General features: G+C 57.7%; 13 protein-coding genes and 1 tRNA gene. 1 reads left to right on the forward strand and 13 read right to left on the reverse strand.

Annotated features, from left to right (window positions below):
- Positions 1-185 precede the first annotated feature (185 nt).
- Positions 186-1070 (reverse strand): HAD family hydrolase, encoded by an 885-nt coding sequence (locus QFX07_RS07105; RefSeq protein WP_279754285.1) that lies wholly within the window; start codon positions 1068-1070, stop codon positions 186-188.
- Between the two features lie 265 nt (positions 1071-1335).
- Between QFX07_RS07105 and QFX07_RS07110 the strand changes: the two genes are divergently transcribed.
- Positions 1336-1749, forward strand: a complete 414-nt coding sequence (locus QFX07_RS07110) for a DoxX family protein (protein ID WP_279754284.1) — start codon at positions 1336-1338, stop codon at positions 1747-1749.
- Between the two features lie 303 nt (positions 1750-2052).
- Here QFX07_RS07110 and QFX07_RS07115 read toward each other — a convergent pair.
- The 12 genes from QFX07_RS07115 to QFX07_RS07170 all read right to left on the reverse strand — a co-directional run bounded on the left by QFX07_RS07115 (position 2053) and on the right by QFX07_RS07170 (position 17915).
- Positions 2053-2126 (reverse strand) — tRNA-Leu (locus QFX07_RS07115).
- A gap of 265 nt (positions 2127-2391) precedes the next feature.
- On the reverse strand, positions 2392-3777 hold the full coding sequence (locus tag QFX07_RS07120; RefSeq protein WP_279754283.1) for an NAD(P)/FAD-dependent oxidoreductase: 1386 nt from the start codon (positions 3775-3777) through the stop codon (positions 2392-2394).
- Positions 3778-4273: 496 nt separating this feature from the next.
- Positions 4274-5884, reverse strand: a complete 1611-nt coding sequence (locus tag QFX07_RS07125) for a S8 family peptidase (RefSeq protein WP_279754281.1) — start codon at positions 5882-5884, stop codon at positions 4274-4276.
- Positions 5885-5947: 63 nt separating this feature from the next.
- Complete coding sequence (locus QFX07_RS07130) at positions 5948-6904, reverse strand: Ppx/GppA phosphatase family protein (protein WP_279754280.1); 957 nt, start codon at positions 6902-6904, stop codon at positions 5948-5950.
- A gap of 152 nt (positions 6905-7056) precedes the next feature.
- On the reverse strand, positions 7057-7656 hold the full coding sequence (locus QFX07_RS07135) for a DUF501 domain-containing protein (protein ID WP_279754279.1): 600 nt from the start codon (positions 7654-7656) through the stop codon (positions 7057-7059).
- A gap of 85 nt (positions 7657-7741) precedes the next feature.
- Positions 7742-8386, reverse strand: coding sequence for a septum formation initiator family protein (locus QFX07_RS07140; protein ID WP_279741749.1), 645 nt, complete (start codon positions 8384-8386; stop codon positions 7742-7744).
- 252 nt (positions 8387-8638) lie between these two features.
- The gene (locus QFX07_RS07145; protein ID WP_070686228.1) at positions 8639-9550 is read right to left on the reverse strand and encodes a beta-1,6-N-acetylglucosaminyltransferase; all 912 of its coding nucleotides are present in this window, start codon (positions 9548-9550) and stop codon (positions 8639-8641) included.
- Positions 9551-9723: 173 nt separating this feature from the next.
- Positions 9724-11004: a phosphopyruvate hydratase gene (gene eno / locus QFX07_RS07150; protein WP_070686226.1), complete on the reverse strand. Its 1281-nt coding sequence runs from the start codon at positions 11002-11004 to the stop codon at positions 9724-9726.
- 318 nt (positions 11005-11322) lie between these two features.
- Positions 11323-12066 (reverse strand): MazG family protein, encoded by a 744-nt coding sequence (locus QFX07_RS07155; protein WP_314079893.1) that lies wholly within the window; start codon positions 12064-12066, stop codon positions 11323-11325.
- Positions 12067-12162: 96 nt separating this feature from the next.
- Positions 12163-15384 (reverse strand): ornithinee aminotransferase, encoded by a 3222-nt coding sequence (locus QFX07_RS07160; protein WP_279754278.1) that lies wholly within the window; start codon positions 15382-15384, stop codon positions 12163-12165.
- 247 nt (positions 15385-15631) lie between these two features.
- Positions 15632-16882 carry an amidohydrolase gene (locus QFX07_RS07165; RefSeq protein ID WP_279754277.1) on the reverse strand — a complete coding sequence of 417 codons (1251 nt, stop codon included), beginning with the start codon at positions 16880-16882 and terminating at the stop codon, positions 15632-15634.
- Positions 16883-17126: 244 nt separating this feature from the next.
- A complete protein-coding gene (locus tag QFX07_RS07170) occupies positions 17127-17915 on the reverse strand; it encodes a succinate dehydrogenase iron-sulfur subunit (RefSeq protein ID WP_279741741.1) in 789 nt (262 codons plus the stop codon).

Genomic DNA, 17915 nt, shown 5'->3' on the forward strand with positions numbered 1-17915 from the left:
AAACGGGTACAAAACTAATTCTGTTAATTCTATCGGATAGATTCTGCGCTCACGGGTGCTGTTCGTTACCAGCAAGGGTTTCTAGCAACCTTGCCAGAATATTTCAGGGCGGTGTTTACCTGAGGTTCACCCAGGTCCGCACCGCCCCGCAGACAAACACTTCTGCGCGTCTCTTTGTGAAGCGTCTATTGCGAAGCTTCCAAACAATCAAGGAGCTGCTCCAGGTACTCCAGAACGGCCTGTTCCTCGTTCGAACCAATCACCTCGTCAGCAACATCTCGCACAATCTCCGGGGCGTTAGACATAGCAACACCCCAGCCTGCGTAGCTGAGCATCTCCATGTCGTTCTCACCGTCACCGAAGGCAAGAATACCCGCCGGATCAGCATCCAGACGCTCGCATAGGTCCTTCAGACCGGTCGCCTTATTGACACCGGTACGCACTAGGTCAATGGCGCCGAAGCCACTCACCATCGGGGTGACGGTCTGCGGAAGAGCCTCACGCAGGTAGATGCTCAGCTGCTGCGTCTGCTTCGGCGGGGTCAGCAGCGGGAACTTAATGGGTGCACCCTCAAAATCTTCAATAGAGTCAACCATGACCAAGCCAGGGAAGAAGAACGCCGCAAAGTCCTCCAGGGTGAGGGTTTCGGGAAGATCCTGACCGGTATCTTCAAAATAGCCGCGAATCATGTGCACAATCTGGTCACAACGGTCCTTGGGAAGGTAGATACCTTCGGTGGTGCAGACCAGCAGACCGATGTGGTTCAGCCCCTGGACTACTTCAATGATGCGCGGTACATCCTCTTCCTCAAAGGGATGCACGGCAAGCTGACCGCTCTCATCGGCCAGGTACGCACCATTCTCTGCAATGTAGATGAGGCCCTGGTTCTCAAAGCCGCGCATATAGTCCTGTAGCTTGGCGTAGGTGTTTCCGCTCGCCACGACAAAATGGATTCCCAGCGCCTGCAGGCGGGGCAGGATGCGTGAGAAACGTTCGGTGTCAAAAGTTTTGGAGTCGGTGAGGAATGTGCCGTCCATATCGACAGCAATAATAGAGGGTCTAGTCTGCATGCGATGCCTTTCTGCCCCTGCTACCCCATTCAGGCGGGGGTGCATCTGTGGCTGTGTCTCTTCTAGGGTCTCATGTTTTTCAGCTCCGAAAGATGGTATGCGGGCGTTCTTGAGAGTTGAGCGCCGTCACAAAACGTCATCTAAACCCCCATTTTTAGGGCGCAAGTCACTTTTTAGCCCCATTTTGACTGTTTTTTGCACCCTATTTCCCTCTGCGAGCTAAATTCACTTGAATTGTAAAACTTTACCTGTCAAGCTTAAAGGTATGAACAACAACACCACGAAATCCACTGGTCTGCTCATCCTCCGACTCGTCTTCGGCTTTGTCATGATCATGCACGGAACCCAGAAAGCATTCGAATGGACTCCCGCGGGTACCATCGCCTCCTTCGAGCAGATGAGTATCCCCATGGCAGCCGCAGCAGCATACTTCGCTATGGTAACCGAACTAGTCGGCGGCATCATGATTATCCTAGGTGCAGGCACCCGCATCGCGGCAGCCGCATCCGTCATATCCATGAGCGGCGCACTCTTCTTCGTCCACCTCCCAGCAGGTTTCTCCGCATCTAAGGGCGGTTACGAATACGTCCTTACCCTCGCCGCAGTGGCAGCAGCCCTCACTCTCACCGGCGCAGGCAAGTTCTCCATCGATGCACTGATTACCGCGCACCGCAAGTAAGCTTTGAACCGTTTCTTGCCTCCACACACAATTCCCGAAGGCAGATAATTGCCGATAGGTTCACTCAGGCTTCACCACCGGCCGCCCTGATTCCGGCAGAGGACGACTGCATCTACCCGCAGTGAAGAGAGAGCGCGGAATGCGACAGCCCGCACCGCCACTCCACGATGCCCCGATAGCATTGGTCCGGGGGCATCGCCTTTTTGAACCCCACAAAACCCCAGACACGCAAGCGGCGGCTCCTCCCCTACGGGAAGAGCCGCCGCTTATCTCTATACCGCGCATCTACGCGTCTCTATGCAGTGCCCCCACTGGGACTCGAACCCAGAACACAAGGATTTTAAGTCCTCTGTCTCTGCCAATTGGACTATGAGGGCGCACCCCGCATAGTTAGGGGTACGAATACCTATTATTCCACGAAAACGCACCCACACCTAAGCGGAAGCATATTTCAATGAGTTCCCCACGCTCTAACTACAAGAAATCGCAACAGCACATACCGGTGAGCGACTGCACACAGCAGATACTCCCCCCCCCCGGGCACAAAAATGGGCGGTGCAGAAGACCAAAGTCTTCCACACCACCCATTGCTTTTTATCTCAAGTGCGCTATCCCAGGGGAATACCCCTAAGTCAGGCTATTTTAGAGCTTTGCCTTCTGGCGTGCCGGTGCAGTACCGGTTGCCTCCTGGAATGCCAGACGCGGGGAACGCTGGTGGCGAATCGAGGAGGTGTCGCGACCGAAAATCTGGTTCAGAGCCCAGGTGGTCATCACGCGAACGGTACGCTCGGTGGTGGGGATTGCAGAGCCGTGGTAGCCGCGGTGCATAATCCACGCCAGCGGACCGCCAATGGTCTTACCCTTGAAGTTTGCAACACCCTTCCACAGGCCCAGACCTGCCACAACACCAATAGTCTCGTGGTAGTAGTCGGTCAGGGGCTCGCCGCGGCGAGCAGCCAGCAGGTTCTTAGCCAGAACAACAGCCTGGCGGGAAGCGTGCTGAGCGTTGGGAACGCAGAAGCCGCCCACGCCGCCACCGGAAAGATCCGGAACAGCCGCGTTGTCGCCTGCAGCCCAAGCACCCTCGAGCACGCCATCATCACCGGTAACACGCAGGTCTGCGCTCACGCGAACGCGGCCACGCTCGTCGATCGGGAAGTCGGTGTTCTTCAGCATCGGGGATGCTGCCACGCCTGCGGTCCAGATCAGGGTGTCGGTCTTGACCTCACCTGCGGGGGACTTGTCAGCCATGTTGATCAACTGCAGGTTACCGTCGGTTGCGTCGGAGAGGGAGGTGTTCAGCAGGATCTCGATGCCGCGTGCACGCAGCTCTGCAACAACCTTCTCTGCACGGTCTGCGGGAACCTCGGGCATGATGCGCGGTGCAGCCTCAACCATGACGAAGTGCAGGTCAGAAACAGAGAGACGCTCATTGCGCTCAACAGCAACACGTGCCATGTCCTCGAGCTCGGAGATAGTCTCAACGCCAGCGAAGCCACCACCAACAATGACGAAGGTCAGGGCACGACGACGTGCCTCAGCATCACTGAGCATGGATGCAACCTCGATGCGATCCAGAACCCAGTTACGAACAGAAATTGCCTCTTCAATAGTCTTCAGACCGATAGCAACCTCTGCCAGACCCGGAATCGGGAATGCACGGGTCACAGCACCTGCACCCAGAACAATCTCATCGTACTTCAGCTCGAAGGGCTCACCGTTGTCGGTGGGCTCCACGATAGCGGTGCGGTTTGCATGGTTGACGGAGGTAATACGGCCCGGAATCAGCTCGGTGTCGCGCAGGTGCTGGCGCAGCGGCACAGTTGCGTTACGGCCTTCCATTGAACCTGCTGCAACCTCGGGGAGGAAGGGCTGGTAAGTCATGTAGGGGTTCGGCTCAACGATGGTGACAACGCCACCGGTCTCCTTGATAGCCTTCTGGATCTTCTTAGCAACGGTGAAGCCGACGTAGCCGCCACCGACAATCAGGACGCGAGGACGGTCCTGTACCACCTTAGTGAATGCCATTTTGTTACTTCCTAGTCTTTAGGTACCGAGGTTCGGTAGCCCCGGTAGGGTGGTATGTGCAACTTTCGGCTCGTTCCGAAAGCTCCCCTGACGAACAAAGCGGCCCGCTCTGGAAGTCCTTACGCAACGCGAAGTGGCTAGCAGCACGAGCCTGTCTATCACATACCTGTTGTCTTCTATTTTACGCCTTTGTTTAGGTAATTTCGCACCTATGGCCCCTTTTGGGCTGACCCTAAGTTAAAAGTTTTGCGCATCTGAACTGGGTTCACCCCTTGATGCTGGTTACGGTCAAAAATACCCTTTCTAATTTTTGTGCGGTGTGTTCGATATTTTCGTTTACTACTGCCTGTCCCGCCAGAAATCCCATCCCAAACAATAAAACCTGGGGCCAACTCAAAAGTCAGCCCCAGGCGAACAGAAAAGCCCCTGTACAACAGAAAAACGTCATCAAACAGTGCTAACGAGGGGTCCGGCGAGCACTCTTCCGTGCAGTTTCTTAAGACTTCTTCGACACACGGCGAGTACCCCGGTGAGACCCCTGATGATGCGCCGCCGCACGAGCCATCTGCGCAACCTGCCCCGCGCTCACATGCATCCTGTGCAAACGATGCACCGAACCAGCCGTAATAATCGTCAGCCACAACACCAGCGCCGCCAAAATCACCGGCGGCAACCAGCCACGATCCTCCGGAGGGCGACGCGCATCCGGCGCAGCCGCCTTCACAATGCTCTCACCCTCCTCATGGACTGGCGCAGCATCGTTAGGAGTCGGAACGCTCACCTGCTGCTTGCGGTGCACAGCAATCCACTCAGAAATCGAACCCAAGGGATTAGCCGTCACCGCAGGTGACGCTAGAGCCATCGCATCCTGCGGATTGAAAATACCGTAACCATACAAAGGGTCACGACCCGTCGCACCAGCATCATCAGCCGAAGCAATTAACCGCTGAGCCAACTGAGCCGCCGACTCTTTCGGATACTTCTGCTTCAACAACGCTGCAACACCCGTCACCAGCGGGGCAGCAGCCGAAGAACCAGACCAAATCATGTACCCGTTACCCGGGGCAGCCGCAATCATATCGGTACTCGGAGCAACCACGGCAATCGAAATACCCTGAGTAGACGACCCCTCAGAAACCTGCTTATTCCGGTCAATACCACCCACGGTCAGCACGCCAGGAATCGTCGCCGGAGCACCAACCTGCGTCAAGCCGCTACCGCGGTTACCTGCAGCCGCGACAATCAGCACGCCTTTCTGCTCAGCGTAGGCAAACGCCTCATCCCAGCTCTGCGGCCAACTCGTCTTATTCGAGCCGATGGACATGTTAATAATCTGAGCCCCATTATCGACCGCATAACGCACCGCCGCCGGGATCTGCTCATCAATGCTCTTACCGCCGGTCGTACCCATATTCAGCGAAATCGGCAGAATTTTCGCATCGGGAGCTACACCAATCACACCGGTCGGCTTCCCCGGCTGACCCGCAATCGCAGAATAACCCTGCGTATCGTGACCGTGACCGGCAATCAGAGAAGCGACCTCCGTGCCGTGCATCGGCTCAGCGCCCAGGCCCTTCCAGCCGTCCTCGCTACCGACGCCCGAAGCGTCATAACCGCGCAGAACATTACCCTCAAGATCCGGGTGAGTACCGTCCACGCCCGTATCAATCACAGCAACCGTTACACCCTTACCCGTAGCCTGCGACCACAAGGACGTAATACCGTACTCATTCAGCCAATACTCACGCTGACGAACATCATCACCATTCTTAGTCGACGTGCCCTGACTCGGAGTCGCAGAAGTCTTCAGCACCGCAGTACCCGACGGCGAAGGAGTCGCCGTCACCTCCCTCTTCGGGCTCGGCGACGCAGAAGCGGAAGGAGTCGGGTCTGTAGCCCAGGCGGCAGGCGCCAGCGGGATCCACAACGGCAGAAGAGTCAACGCGGCACTGGCACCCAAAGCTGCATCCTTACGGATGCGGCGAGTAGCGCCTCGGTCAGAACCAACCGAGACGCACACACCAAATACACGAGACACACAGGCGAAAAACAGCACAAGAGACCAGCCGGTCAGGGGCATACCTCGCCGACGCTCAGAATGAAACATTAAAACTCCTCAAGCTGAGCTGCGCCGTGAACCACCATCGGTTCACGGCGCGAGCGCTCACGCCTACAGCTGGGACAGAGCAATACCGTCCAGAATGTCGTGCTCACTGACGGTCACCGAATCCACGGCGCCATCAGTCATCTCGTTCAGACGGGTCAGGATGCGGGCGTAAATCGTCGCGCCGGCACCAATCACATCCACCCGACCGGGGTGCATGTAACCGAGCTCCTCACGCTCGGTACGGTTCAGCGAAGCCAACCAGCGGGCAGTCTTCTGAACGGTCTCTACTGAGAAGCTCTGAGCGTTAATAGCCTCAGAATCGTAGCGGTCCAGACCCAGCGCAGCGGCAGCCACAGTGGTCGCGGTGCCAGCCACTGCCACCACGCGGCGCGCATTCTGTAGGGGAACCGTCTTACGCGCAACATCGAGAGCCTCGTCAGTATCAGCCTCAACGCGAGCAATCTGAGACTCGGTCGCCGGGGCGCTGAGCATGTGACGCTCAGTCAAGCGCACACAACCAATATTGACACTACGGGAAGCCTTCACGCCCAACTCGTCGTCACCGAGCACGAACTCAGTCGAACCACCGCCCAGATCGAACACCAGAGTGTCGCCATCACCGTAACCGACAGCACGCACCGCACCCGCAAAGGACAGTGCAGCTTCCTCATCACCGCTAATGACCTCAGGCTCAGTACCCAAAATCTCGCGGATACCGTCCACGAACACCTGGCGGTTACCCGCATCGCGAGTCGCGCTGGTCGCCACGAAACGCACCGAATCAGCGTCGTGCTCCTTCAGCAACTGCGCGTACTCACGAGCCGCACCGAAAGTACGGTCCAGCGCTTCCTGCGCCAGCCAGCCGGTCGCGTCCACACCCTGACCCAGACGCACAATGCGCATCTCACGCACAACATCCTTCAGGACGGTCTTCTCAACCCCGTCCACTACCTCAGTAATGGAATCAGCAATCAGCAGGCGAATAGAGTTCGTACCGCAGTCAATGGCACCAACGCGCACGGTGTGTTCCTTTCAGGTCTTCAATAAACATTCAGCGCCAAAGGCACAGCGAGCGCCGCAGGCGAAAAATTTTCGCTTTTCGGCGCTCTTTCTTCTATCTATTATGCGCCCGCACCGTCCTCAAGACGATGCGGGCGCACCAGAATCAGTATTTAGGCTTCTTCACGCCATGCGGGGTCACAGGAGCAGACCTCAGGGGTCCACCACGCGGCGATAGCGTCCAAGCCGCGGTCACCCATCGGGTTCACGCCGCGACCCACCGACAGGGTGTGGCCGATAACGGCGTGCAGGCACTTCACACGGGTCGGCATACCGCCGGCAGAGATACCGTCAATCTCCGGGACCTCTTCGGTACCGCTGATCAGGCGGATGCGCTCACGCTCAGCCAGGTAGTTTTCGTGCGCGGCAGCGTACTGTGCCGCTAGGTCTGCGTCCTCAGCCAGCGAGTCGGTCATCTCGTACATCAGGCCGCCCGCTTCCAGACGGGAAGCCGCAGCGGTAATCACCGGATGCGCGAGGTAGAACACGGTCGGGAAGGGGGTGCCGTTACTCAGTCGCGGCGCGGTCGCAGCCACGAGCGGGTTACCGCACACGCAACGTGCCGGGATCTCAACCACGTCGCGGACCCTGCGGCCCAGTTGTGCTGAGAGAACACGGATGTCCTGCCCGGTGGGGGTCAGGGTTTCAACAGTTACGCCGAAGCCGCGGGGGGTGCGTGCCTTCAGTTCTTCAATAGTGTTTTCGGTGCTCATATTCCTAAGTTTCTGGAACGAGGGGTCGCCTCGTCCGCTTATACTGGGTGTTTTCCAGGGGCAGGGTTCCTGCCGGTGACTGGGGCTAGTTCTTCTCGAGAGAATTCCAAACCTTCGTGGTCCAGGCTTCCTCAGGGGCGTCCTTCGCGTTCGCAGAAGTACCGTCCGCCTTCGAAGAATCCTCGGTAATGCCGGTGACAACGTACGGGGTATCGCCAGGGTTCACATAGTAGAGACGACTGCGTGCCTGCTGGCGAACATAGTTCTCGTCATTCCACCAGGTCTGTTCTGCCTTCAGCTGAGCGTTCTCCTGCTGTAGCTGAGAAATGTGCGCGTTGATCTGCTTGATTTCCCGGTCCTGCTCAATGTATGTAACCACCGGGTATGCGGTACCGAGCGCAATCACACCCACCACAACAGTAGTGAGGAAGCTACGTCCAGAGAACATGTGAGCTGCCACGGGGGCGTCGTATCCGTCTTCTTCACGGCCCTGCTGCTCAGCGGCGCGGCGGCGGGCACGCTCCTCACGACGAGCTTGAGCCTGACGTTCACGCTCAGGGTGACGCCTGTTCAAACCCACACCGAAGAAAAGAGCGCTTACCTTCTTCACCAGGGAGGGGCGGGCTTGCTTCGCGGCACCACGGGGCGCATTGGAGGAGACAGTGCCCTGAGCGGGTCCGGTGGAACTCTTTGAGTGCGACCGGGGCTGCTGGTTTGCTCGCTGGCTCATTGCTCTATCCTTCGTTCCGTTCTGTACCGCTAAACGCTTCCTTCATATTCTACCCGGGTTTGTACACTCACCTGAGCGTTCCCTCTGGAGCTACTTCCGGGGCCGTTTTGAAAGACCTTCGGGCTTTTTCGCTATGTGTTCGGGTGGGGTGCTGACATCCACCCAGGTAGAGCAAAAGGCGACGCTACCCCCAACGGAGATAGCGTCGCCCCTCGTTAAAAGCACCCCTGAATTGAAGGGGAGAACCCATCATTATCCGCGCTGGATGGCATCCAGAGCATCAATGAGCTGGGCAGATGCCTGGGGCTCAACCTTACGCGTAAACCACTTTCCTGATTCTAGGATGACAGGGAGATCTTTCTCGGTGAGCACCTCAGGGTGAGCTCCCATCCCGCTCCAGTCGATGTAATGGTGATTTGCGTGGTTCTCCGAATGCTTTGTGCCCGGTGCCAGCTGACCATCGGTTGCCCATGCCTCAACACTCTCACGAGCGGGCGTATTGAGGAGTACACTCTGCATCCACATCTCGTCAGGCATAGGGGCAGAACGGAAAATCTTGGTAACCTCTCGGCCCTTCGGAGTTTTCAAAAAGTCCATCACCTGAAGTGCAGCCGAACGAGAAATCGTCCAATAGGCCGAGCCCTGATAAAACTGGACGGGCAAATTCTTGCGGGGGAACATCTTCGAAATCTTGTAATACACTTTGCGTACGCCCCTGCGGATAATCCCTTCAGGCAGCAGGCCTTCAAAGTCTTTGTATTCGCGGTACTGAACCAGCTTGTAGTTTCGCATACCGGGAGCCAGAGCGTAGAAGCTTACCCAGGAGCGCTCCAGATTTTCGGGCCGGGCAAGAAAATCAGCGTATTCGCGAAGAGGACGCACAGGATAGCACTGCCCCGTAATAGATGCGTAATGAGTTGCCTCCGGATACTCCTTTAAAGCCTGGGCAAGCATTTTTTGAGTTGCCTTCACCGCAGAGTAACCGGCCCAACGCACGTTCTCACGCTCACGAACGTAAGACACACCCTCGACGTAGAAGTCGTCAAGATTGGCCTTCTTATCAATGTGGGCAACGCATACCCCACCAGAATTCAGAATATGTCGAGCAATTTTCTTAAACTGCTCCGGGTACTTATGGGCGAGGATGAGATAGCAGACAGTCATGATTTTCCTATGTGATGCGTGAGTGAACGTATATGGCTGATTATATGGCGCTGACAAGGAAAAACCGGGCCGACCCACAATACATGACGTGATGAATTACATCACGATGTATCGGGTTCGACCCGGCCTGTTCAGGGACGTTCAGCAGAACATCCCGCAACCTTCAAGCGTTATTATGCCTTGAAGCGGGGGAATGCGGACTTGCCAGCGTAAACAGCTGCCTCGCCCAGCTCTTCCTCAATGCGCAGCAGCTGGTTGTACTTAGCAACGCGCTCGGAACGTGCGGGAGCACCGGTCTTGATCTGGCCAGCGTTGGTTGCAACAGCCAGGTCAGCGATGGTGACGTCCTCGGTCTCACCGGAACGGTGAGAAACCATGCAACGGTACTCGTGGCGCTGTGCCAGCTCCATTGCGTCGAGGGTCTCGGTCAGCGAACCAATCTGGTTCACCTTCACGAGCAGAGCGTTAGCTGCGCCCTCTTCGATACCGCGAGCCAGACGCTCGGGGTTGGTCACGAACAGATCGTCACCGACAATCTGGACCTTATCACCAATCTGCTCGGTCAGGGTCTTGTAGCCCTCCCAGTCGTTCTCGTCCAGGGGATCCTCGATGGAAACCAGGGGGTACTTTGCAACGAGGTCAGCGTAGTATGCGCTCATCTCAGCTGCGGACTTCTTCTGGCCCTCGAACTCGTATGCGCCGTCGTTGTAGAACTCGGAGGAAGCAACGTCCAGTGCCAGTGCAACCTGCTCGCCCGGCTTGTAGCCAGCCTTCTCGATTGCCTCAACAATCAGGTCCAGTGCAGCTGCGTTGGACTCCAGGTTGGGTGCGAAACCACCCTCGTCGCCCAGGCCGGTTGCCAGGCCGCGGTCGTGCAGCACGGACTTCAGGGAGTGGTAAACCTCAACACCTGCGCGCAGAGCGTCAGAGTAGTTGTCGAAGCCGATGGGAGCAATCATGAACTCCTGGATGTCAACGTTGGAGTCTGCGTGAGAACCACCGTTGAGGATGTTCATCATGGGGACGGGCAGAACGTGAGCGTTCGGGCCGCCGAGGTACTTGTACAGGGGCAGGTCAGCGGACTCAGCAGCGGCCTTAGCAACAGCCAGAGAGACACCCAGGATTGCGTTTGCGCCCAGCTTGCCCTTGTTGTTGGTTGCATCCAGAGCAATCATGACTGCGTCAACAGCGCGCTGGTCAGAAGCCTCAATGCCGATGACCTCTTCAGCGATTTCTTCGATAACAGACTTCACTGCGCCCAGAACACCCTTGCCCAGGTATACGGACTTGTCGCCATCGCGGCGCTCAACAGCTTCCCACTCACCGGTGGATGCGCCCGAGGGCACAGCTGCGCGTGCGAAAGCACCGTCTTCGAGCAGAACCTCAACCTCAACGGTCGGGTTGCCACGGGAATCCAGGATCTGGCGTGCGTGAACTGCGGTAATAACAGCCATGAATTGTTCTCCTTTTGGGATGTCAAGGATGTGAACGGCTCACCCGGTAGTGGACAAGTCGCGTCCCCTAAATTTTAGCAAAAGTCCCACACAAACACACTAGTTGCCACCGCTTTTTTGCTGCCTTAATGAAGGTCTCAATAACCATTAGTCGTGCGCTACAAAGCGGAACAAGACCTACGCTTCCCCACAGAAAGAGAGTGTGGGTACCCGCTCAAAGCACAACATGAGCCCAAACAAATAGAAGGTGCTTTGAAACCTCTTATTCCCTCAGAGGACAGGTTTCAAAGCACCTCGAGAAGAACTCGACCAGCGTGTCTAGTAGCTCGGCTCATCATGAGTATGCTGAGCAATATAGCGGCGAGTGTACGAACGCAGGGCGCGCTCAGCATCCAGGCCGTTACGCTGAGCACGGCTCACCAACGCAAACAGCAACTCACCGAACTCCTCCTCAGTGTGCATATAGCGCAGGTCATCATCCATGCTCGTCGGCTCCGGCGGCAAAATAATACCTGCCTTACGTGCCTTCGACGCAGTCTTCTCCGCCATAGCAAGCGCCGGCAGATGCGGCGGCACACCATCCAACGCGCCGCGCTCGCTCTTTTCCTTCTTCTTCAACGCGTCCCAGGCCGCCTGCTGTTCAGCCGCGGTACGGGGCGCCTCCGAAGAACCCTCAAACCCAGCCTCGAACACATCCGGGTGGCGCGAACGAAGCTTCTGCACCAGACCTTCAACGACCTGCACAATATCGAAGCCCTGCGGGTTCGCCGCAGCAATATCGGAGTGGAACACCACCTGCAGCAGCACGTCACCCAGCTCTTCGCACAGCAACGGCATATTAGGCTCACCACCGGTTTCTACGGCCTCAACAACCTCGTAGGTTTCCTCCACCAGGTAGCGGATGAGGGAGACGTGAGTCTGCTCAGCGTCCCACGGGCAACCACCCGGGGCGCGCAGCAGCGCCATAGTTTCCACCAGGGCACCGAAGACCTCAGCGGCACGGGCAGCAGTGTCATGAATATTCTGCGCCGCAGAAGTCTCAGGATTAGGAGTACCAGGAATCTCAGCCATAACAACCTTCCTCATCGAAAAAAGACAAACATAGCACGCCGCGCCGACCCCCACACGGAGAGCCGGCGCGCCGCACTTTACACGGGGTTAGAGGTTCCAGTGCGAAAGCGCACTCGTCATATGAGCCGGGATCTTCGAACCCAGACGCGGGAACATACGCAGCTCCTCGACATAACGCTCAGCATCCAGCGGACGCGGGTAGGTAACAAACGCCTGCTCATTCGCATAATCGAATGCCGCCTGAACTGGCACACCCGGGGTGAAGGTCAGGCTCATAGCTAGCGGCGAGCCCTCACCCTCGCTGTACGAGTCAGTCTTTAGTGCCGGGATATCCATCAGCGTCTCAGGAATCAGCTCGAAAGTACGGACTTGCTCCCAGAAGCCGTTGCGGCGCACGTGGGTTAGGGCATCGTAATAGGAGCCGAGAGCACGCACACGAATCAGCACGGTGGTGGCATCCTTTGCGGTGCCGTTCTCACCGAAGAGATGCTCGACGACCGGTGCCAGACGCTGAGCGACCTGAGTCTGAGTCAGCACCAGATTGCCGGATGCCAGCTGAGTCTCCGAGGGAGCCAGCGGGCTCTGTACCGCCACGGAGGGGGTGTCCGGCTCAGCCACGATGGTGGGCAACTGGTTGTGCTCGCTTAGCGCGGATGCCGAGATGCTGGAGGAGATACCTGCCGGGGTGCTCTCCTGCAGGGCAACCGGGATGGTCCCCACAGCGGGTGCCGCATCTGCAACCGGTGCTGCAGGGTTAGCCTGAGCGGTGGCCTCGGAGGCGGATGCAACCGTTGCGGGAGCCTCAGCAATCTTGGCTGCGGGGGTCACCTCAACGGTCTTGAGCTCAGCAACCTTCTCAGCGGGCTCTTCCTGAACGCCAGCAGCCTTTGCCTCGGTAGCCTTCGCAGCAGCACCGGCGGTACCCACTGCGGCAGCTGCAGCAAGAGCACCAGCCAAGCCGGGAGCCACAGATGCACTCTCATCGGCAGACTCAACATTTTCGAGGGCAGGTTCCTCAGCGTACGCTTCAGCAGATGCAACGGAGGCCTCGGGCTCAGGCAGCAGTTCAGAATCGTCCAGGAACGCGGGCAGGGCGGGCTCTTCGGTCTGCTCTACGGCCGGTTCTTCTGCAGCTTCTTCAACGGGCTGGGTACGGTCCACGATGAAGGACTCTGCGGCCAGGGGGGCGACAGCCGAAACGTCCTCAGCCGAAACATCCTCAGCGGGTGTTTCCTCAGCAACTGCGGGGGCTGCTGCATCCTCAGTGTTCAGCTTCTTCTGAGCGTTGGCAACGATGGCGGCCAGAGCAGCTTCCATATCTTCACCAGACTCATCAGACTCGTGGACAGAGGCCTCAGAAATCTCAGATGGTTCGGCGGTGAGCTCTTCAGCCTGCTCAGTTTCGGATTCTACGGTAGCCGCGCCAAAGACAGGGTCATTCTCGTAGTCATACTCAAAGTCAGCTTCAACCGGCGCAAACTCAGTCTGGGCAGGCTCGTCAGAAGCTTCAACAGCTTCCTCTGCGTCTTCCTTCTCCTGCACAGAAGCAGCGACGGCAGAACCAGCCGCAGCAGCAAGACCAGCGGCGGTCAGCAGACCCGAAGAGATATCCTCTTCAGCAGCCTCAATTACAGGCTCTTCAGCGACTTCAACAGTAGCCTCAGCCTCGTTCGCAGCCTGCTTCTCGGCGCGCTCCGCCTCAAGCTTACGCTCAATAGCTTCACGTTCAGCCTCAACCGAGTCAACGCTCTGAACAGCAGCTTCCTGAGGCTCATCCTGCGAGGTAACCTCAGCGGTCGCAACGGATTTAGCCTCGACAGCGGAGCCTTCCAGCAGGAAGCTTTCACTGATAGTCTGACCGTCCGCAGCGCCCAGGTAGGATGCGTGAACCTCCAGGCCGTCGCCCAGACGAGGCTTCAGAGAAACAGCCGCGCGGTTCCAGGTTGCGCCTGCCTGCTGAGCCTCGGTGTACAGCGCGGCAACGGGTGCGAACCAGTCAACGCCGGGCACGACAATGCCGGTTTCAACTTCACGGCCGCGGTGCAGCAGACGGTAGTGCATATCCTCATCAACATGGCGCAGTTCCAGGCTCATGGTGCCCGAACCGCGGGTGTGCATGAGCTCCGTCAGGCTGTAGAGAGCGCGTTCCTTGGGTGGAACGGGCAGGGTTACAGCACTCTCAACGGGCTCCTCAACGCTGTTTTCTTCCTCAGTAAGTTCAGATGCCAGCAACTCGGGCGCCTCAACGACGGCCTCAATCTGCTCTTCCTCAGCGGCGGTAACAGGCTCTGTATCTTCTGCTAAAGCAGCGGTGAGGTCAACGGTTTCTTCAGTTTCAGCAACCTCAAAAATTTCGGGTGTATCAGCAGTAGCTTCTTCAGCGATTACCTCATCGGAAGCGACCTCGCCGAAAGTCTCCTCATCGCTGTCGAGGGTAATGCCCAGTCGAGCAGCGTAGGCGGCAGCCAAATCATCCAAACCGGCGTTCTGCGCCTCGGTGACAGCTGCGCGGGTGCGGGCAGTCTTCAGGTCTTCTACGGTCAAGGAGTCCTCAGCTACAGATTCAGATGCAGAATAATCGCTCTTGGACTTGTTGTCGGCAGCCTCTCCAACAGCCTCAACAACCTCAAGCTCTTCGCCTCCCTCTGCCTCACTTGCAGTCGCTTCAGCGACCTCAGCAGCAGTAACTTCGGTGTTCTGTGCACGCAGAGCACGCAGATGCTCCTCAAACTGGGAACGGGCGTTCTCTGCTGCGTCCTTCGGTTCCTCGACATCGGCCGATGATGATTCCTTAGCCTCGACAGATGCGCCCTCAGCTTCGGTTTCTTCGTCATCGCGCAGGAACGCGGGGGTAGCGGGCTGAGCAGCCTCAGCAACCGGGGCGGCGTCTTCTTCAACATCCTGGCCCTCAGCTACCTGCTCAGCTTCAACAGGCTCCTCAGATTCCTGGGGGAAAGTACCAAGCGCAGCCAGCATGCTACGACGTTCCTGTTCCTCAGTCAGCTCATCAGCAGCGGAAGATTCTTCAACCTTCTCATCGCCGTGCAAGAGGGCACGCTTGAGGTCCTCAACAGCGCGGTGCTCTTCGTTCTGCTCTTCGTCGTGGTTCTGGTGGCGTGCGCTTTCAGACTTCACGAAGCGGCGCAGGGAGTCCTCCCACTGCTGCTGTTCCATAATCTTCTGGCTCAGTCGCGCGTTCTTGGGAGCATCTTCGCTTGCCTGTTCCTTCTGGACCTTAGCAGTTTCGGCGCTCTGTTCTTCGCGCGACTGTTCATCCAACTTCTTCTTGCCGATTCCAAAGAAGCTCATTGGGTGTCCTCCTCCGGCGTGCGCCGTGTGATGATGCGCCATTTCCTTCAACCTCCGCAGGTGTGTGGGCACGGGGGCGAGAACATGACGCAGATGTCCTCATAATCCTTTTAATTCTATCGCGTACATAGAGTTTCACCCCGCTACTCGGTGAGAGGTAACGGGGTGAAACTTGTACAGTTTTCAAGGCATAACGCGGTTATAGAGCTGCGCTTTCAAGACTGCAGCATAAGCTTTCAAAAGCTCTTTAGCGTGCCTCATCGCGGATGGGGTTTGCCGCCTTCGCCGCCTTCGCCAACTCAAAACGGACAGCGCGCAGTGCGGTTGCCGCCATAACACGCACACCGATACCGATTGCCTGCTCACTCGGGGCGTAATCGCCCTGATGCAGATCATAGGTGGGGTCACCGGGGGCACGGGTACCCAGACGGAACATGGAGCCGGGAACTTCCTGCAGCATCCAGGCGAAGTCTTCGCCGCCCATGGACTGTTCAACCAGCACAATGGAGTCTTCGCCCAGCTCGGCGCGAGCCGCGTTCTCCAGCATAGTGGTTTCCAGGTCGGTATTGACGACCGGGGGCACACCGCGGATGTGCTCCACTCGCGCCTTCACGCCGAAGGGGACAGCAACCTGTTCGATGACTTCATCCAGCATGTTGCCTGCCTGACGCCAAACCTCAACATCTAGGCAACGCATGGTGCCTGCGAGGTAGCCCTCGGCGGGGATAGCGTTGGGAGCAACACCAGCACTGACCTGACCCCAGGCGACCAGCACGCCCGAACGCACGTCGGTACGGCGGGTCAAGACTGCGGGAACCTGCACAGCAATCTGGCTCATGGCGTAGATGAGGTCCTCTGTCAGGTGCGGGCGGGAAGTATGGCCACCGTGACCGCTCAGATGAATCTTGATGGTGTCAGATGCGCTAGTAATCGCGCCGATGCGGGTACCAATCTGCCCCAGGTCCACCTTCGGATCGCAGTGCAGAGCAAAAGCACGCGGAATGTCCTTGAGCAGACCCTGAGCAATCATCTGTACGGCACCACCGGGAAGCTGCTCCTCAGCGGGCTGGAAGAGAATGCGGACGCTACGGCCCAGCGGGGTCTTCTCGTTCAGCTCGTGCAGTGCCAGCGCCACACCGAGCATAACGGTCTGGTGAATATCGTGACCGCAGGCGTGCATCACGCCGGGGACGGTGGAAGCGTAGGGCAGACCGGTCTGCTCAACAATGGGCAGAGCATCAATATCGGCGCGCAGAGCCACAGCGAAGGGGCCGCTTCCAATATCGACGTAGCAGCCGTTGCCTTCGCAGGCGACGGGGTTCATGCCGCCTTCTCGCAGTCGGTTCATGAGGCGCTCAGTGGTTGCAATTTCGCGGAAGGAAAGTTCCGGGTTGGCGTGCACTTCGCGGCGGAACTGCACGAGGGTACCCATCATGCGCCCCACCCAGTCGTCGAAGACGGGGGTGGACAAATCGTAGCGAGAATTAGCGAAAACCATACACAGTAGAATAACGCCGCCCGCCAAGGTTTACCTACCCGCTGCCTCTTTCTGACAGCTCTCGAGAATATCTATGACTTTATGACAGATTGTGAAGAGTGCTCCTGCCCGCCGAAGCACCGTTCAATGCTCTGCCCCACGATTTGAAGCAGGTCCTTTTCTGTTAAAAATATTCAAGCCGCCACCCGGTGTGGGTGACGGCTTGAATCGTCAATGCTGTATCAGCTGATACCGCGTACTCAGATTAGAGCGAGCGGCTCAGGATTGCCTGCTTGACCTCGGCAATAGCCTTGGTGATCTGGATGCCACGGGGGCAAGCCTCGGTGCAGTTGAAGGTGGTACGGCAACGCCATACGCCTTCCTTGTCGTTGAGGATCTCCAGACGCAGATCGCCTGCATCATCGCGCGAGTCGAAGATGAAGCGGTGTGCGTTCACGATAGCGGAGGGGCCGAAGTACTGACCGTCAGTCCAGAAGACCGGGCAGGACGAGGTACATGCTGCACAGAGGATGCACTTGGTGGTGTCATCGAAACGTGCACGGTCCTCAATGGTCTGCAGGCGCTCACGCTCAGGCTCATTCGAGTCGTTGATGAAGAACGGCATGATTTCGCGGTATGCCTGGAAGAAGGGCTCCATGTCAACGATGAGGTCCTTTTCGCAGGGCAGACCCTTGATAGGCTCAACGGTAATCGGCTTGGACAGGTCAAGGTCCTTCAGCAGAGTCTTGCAAGCCAGGCGGTTACGGCCGTTGATTCGCATCGCGTCCGAGCCACAGATACCGTGTGCACAGGAGCGGCGGAAGGAGACGGAGCCGTCTACCTCCCACTTGATCTTGTGCAGAGCATCCAGCACGCGGTCGGTGCGGTACATGGTCAGCGGGAATTCATCCCAGTACGCCTCGGAGGAAACTTCCGGATTGTAGCGACGAATCTTGATGACCACATCGTACGTGGGGATGGAATCGGAGTCGCCGCCGGCCATACCCTCAAACAGCTTGACGGATTCCGGTTCGGGGAGTTCGTTTTCAGCCAT

The sequence above is a fragment of the Rothia similimucilaginosa genome (assembly GCF_029850985.2).
In the GTDB taxonomy this organism is placed as follows: domain Bacteria; phylum Actinomycetota; class Actinomycetes; order Actinomycetales; family Micrococcaceae; genus Rothia.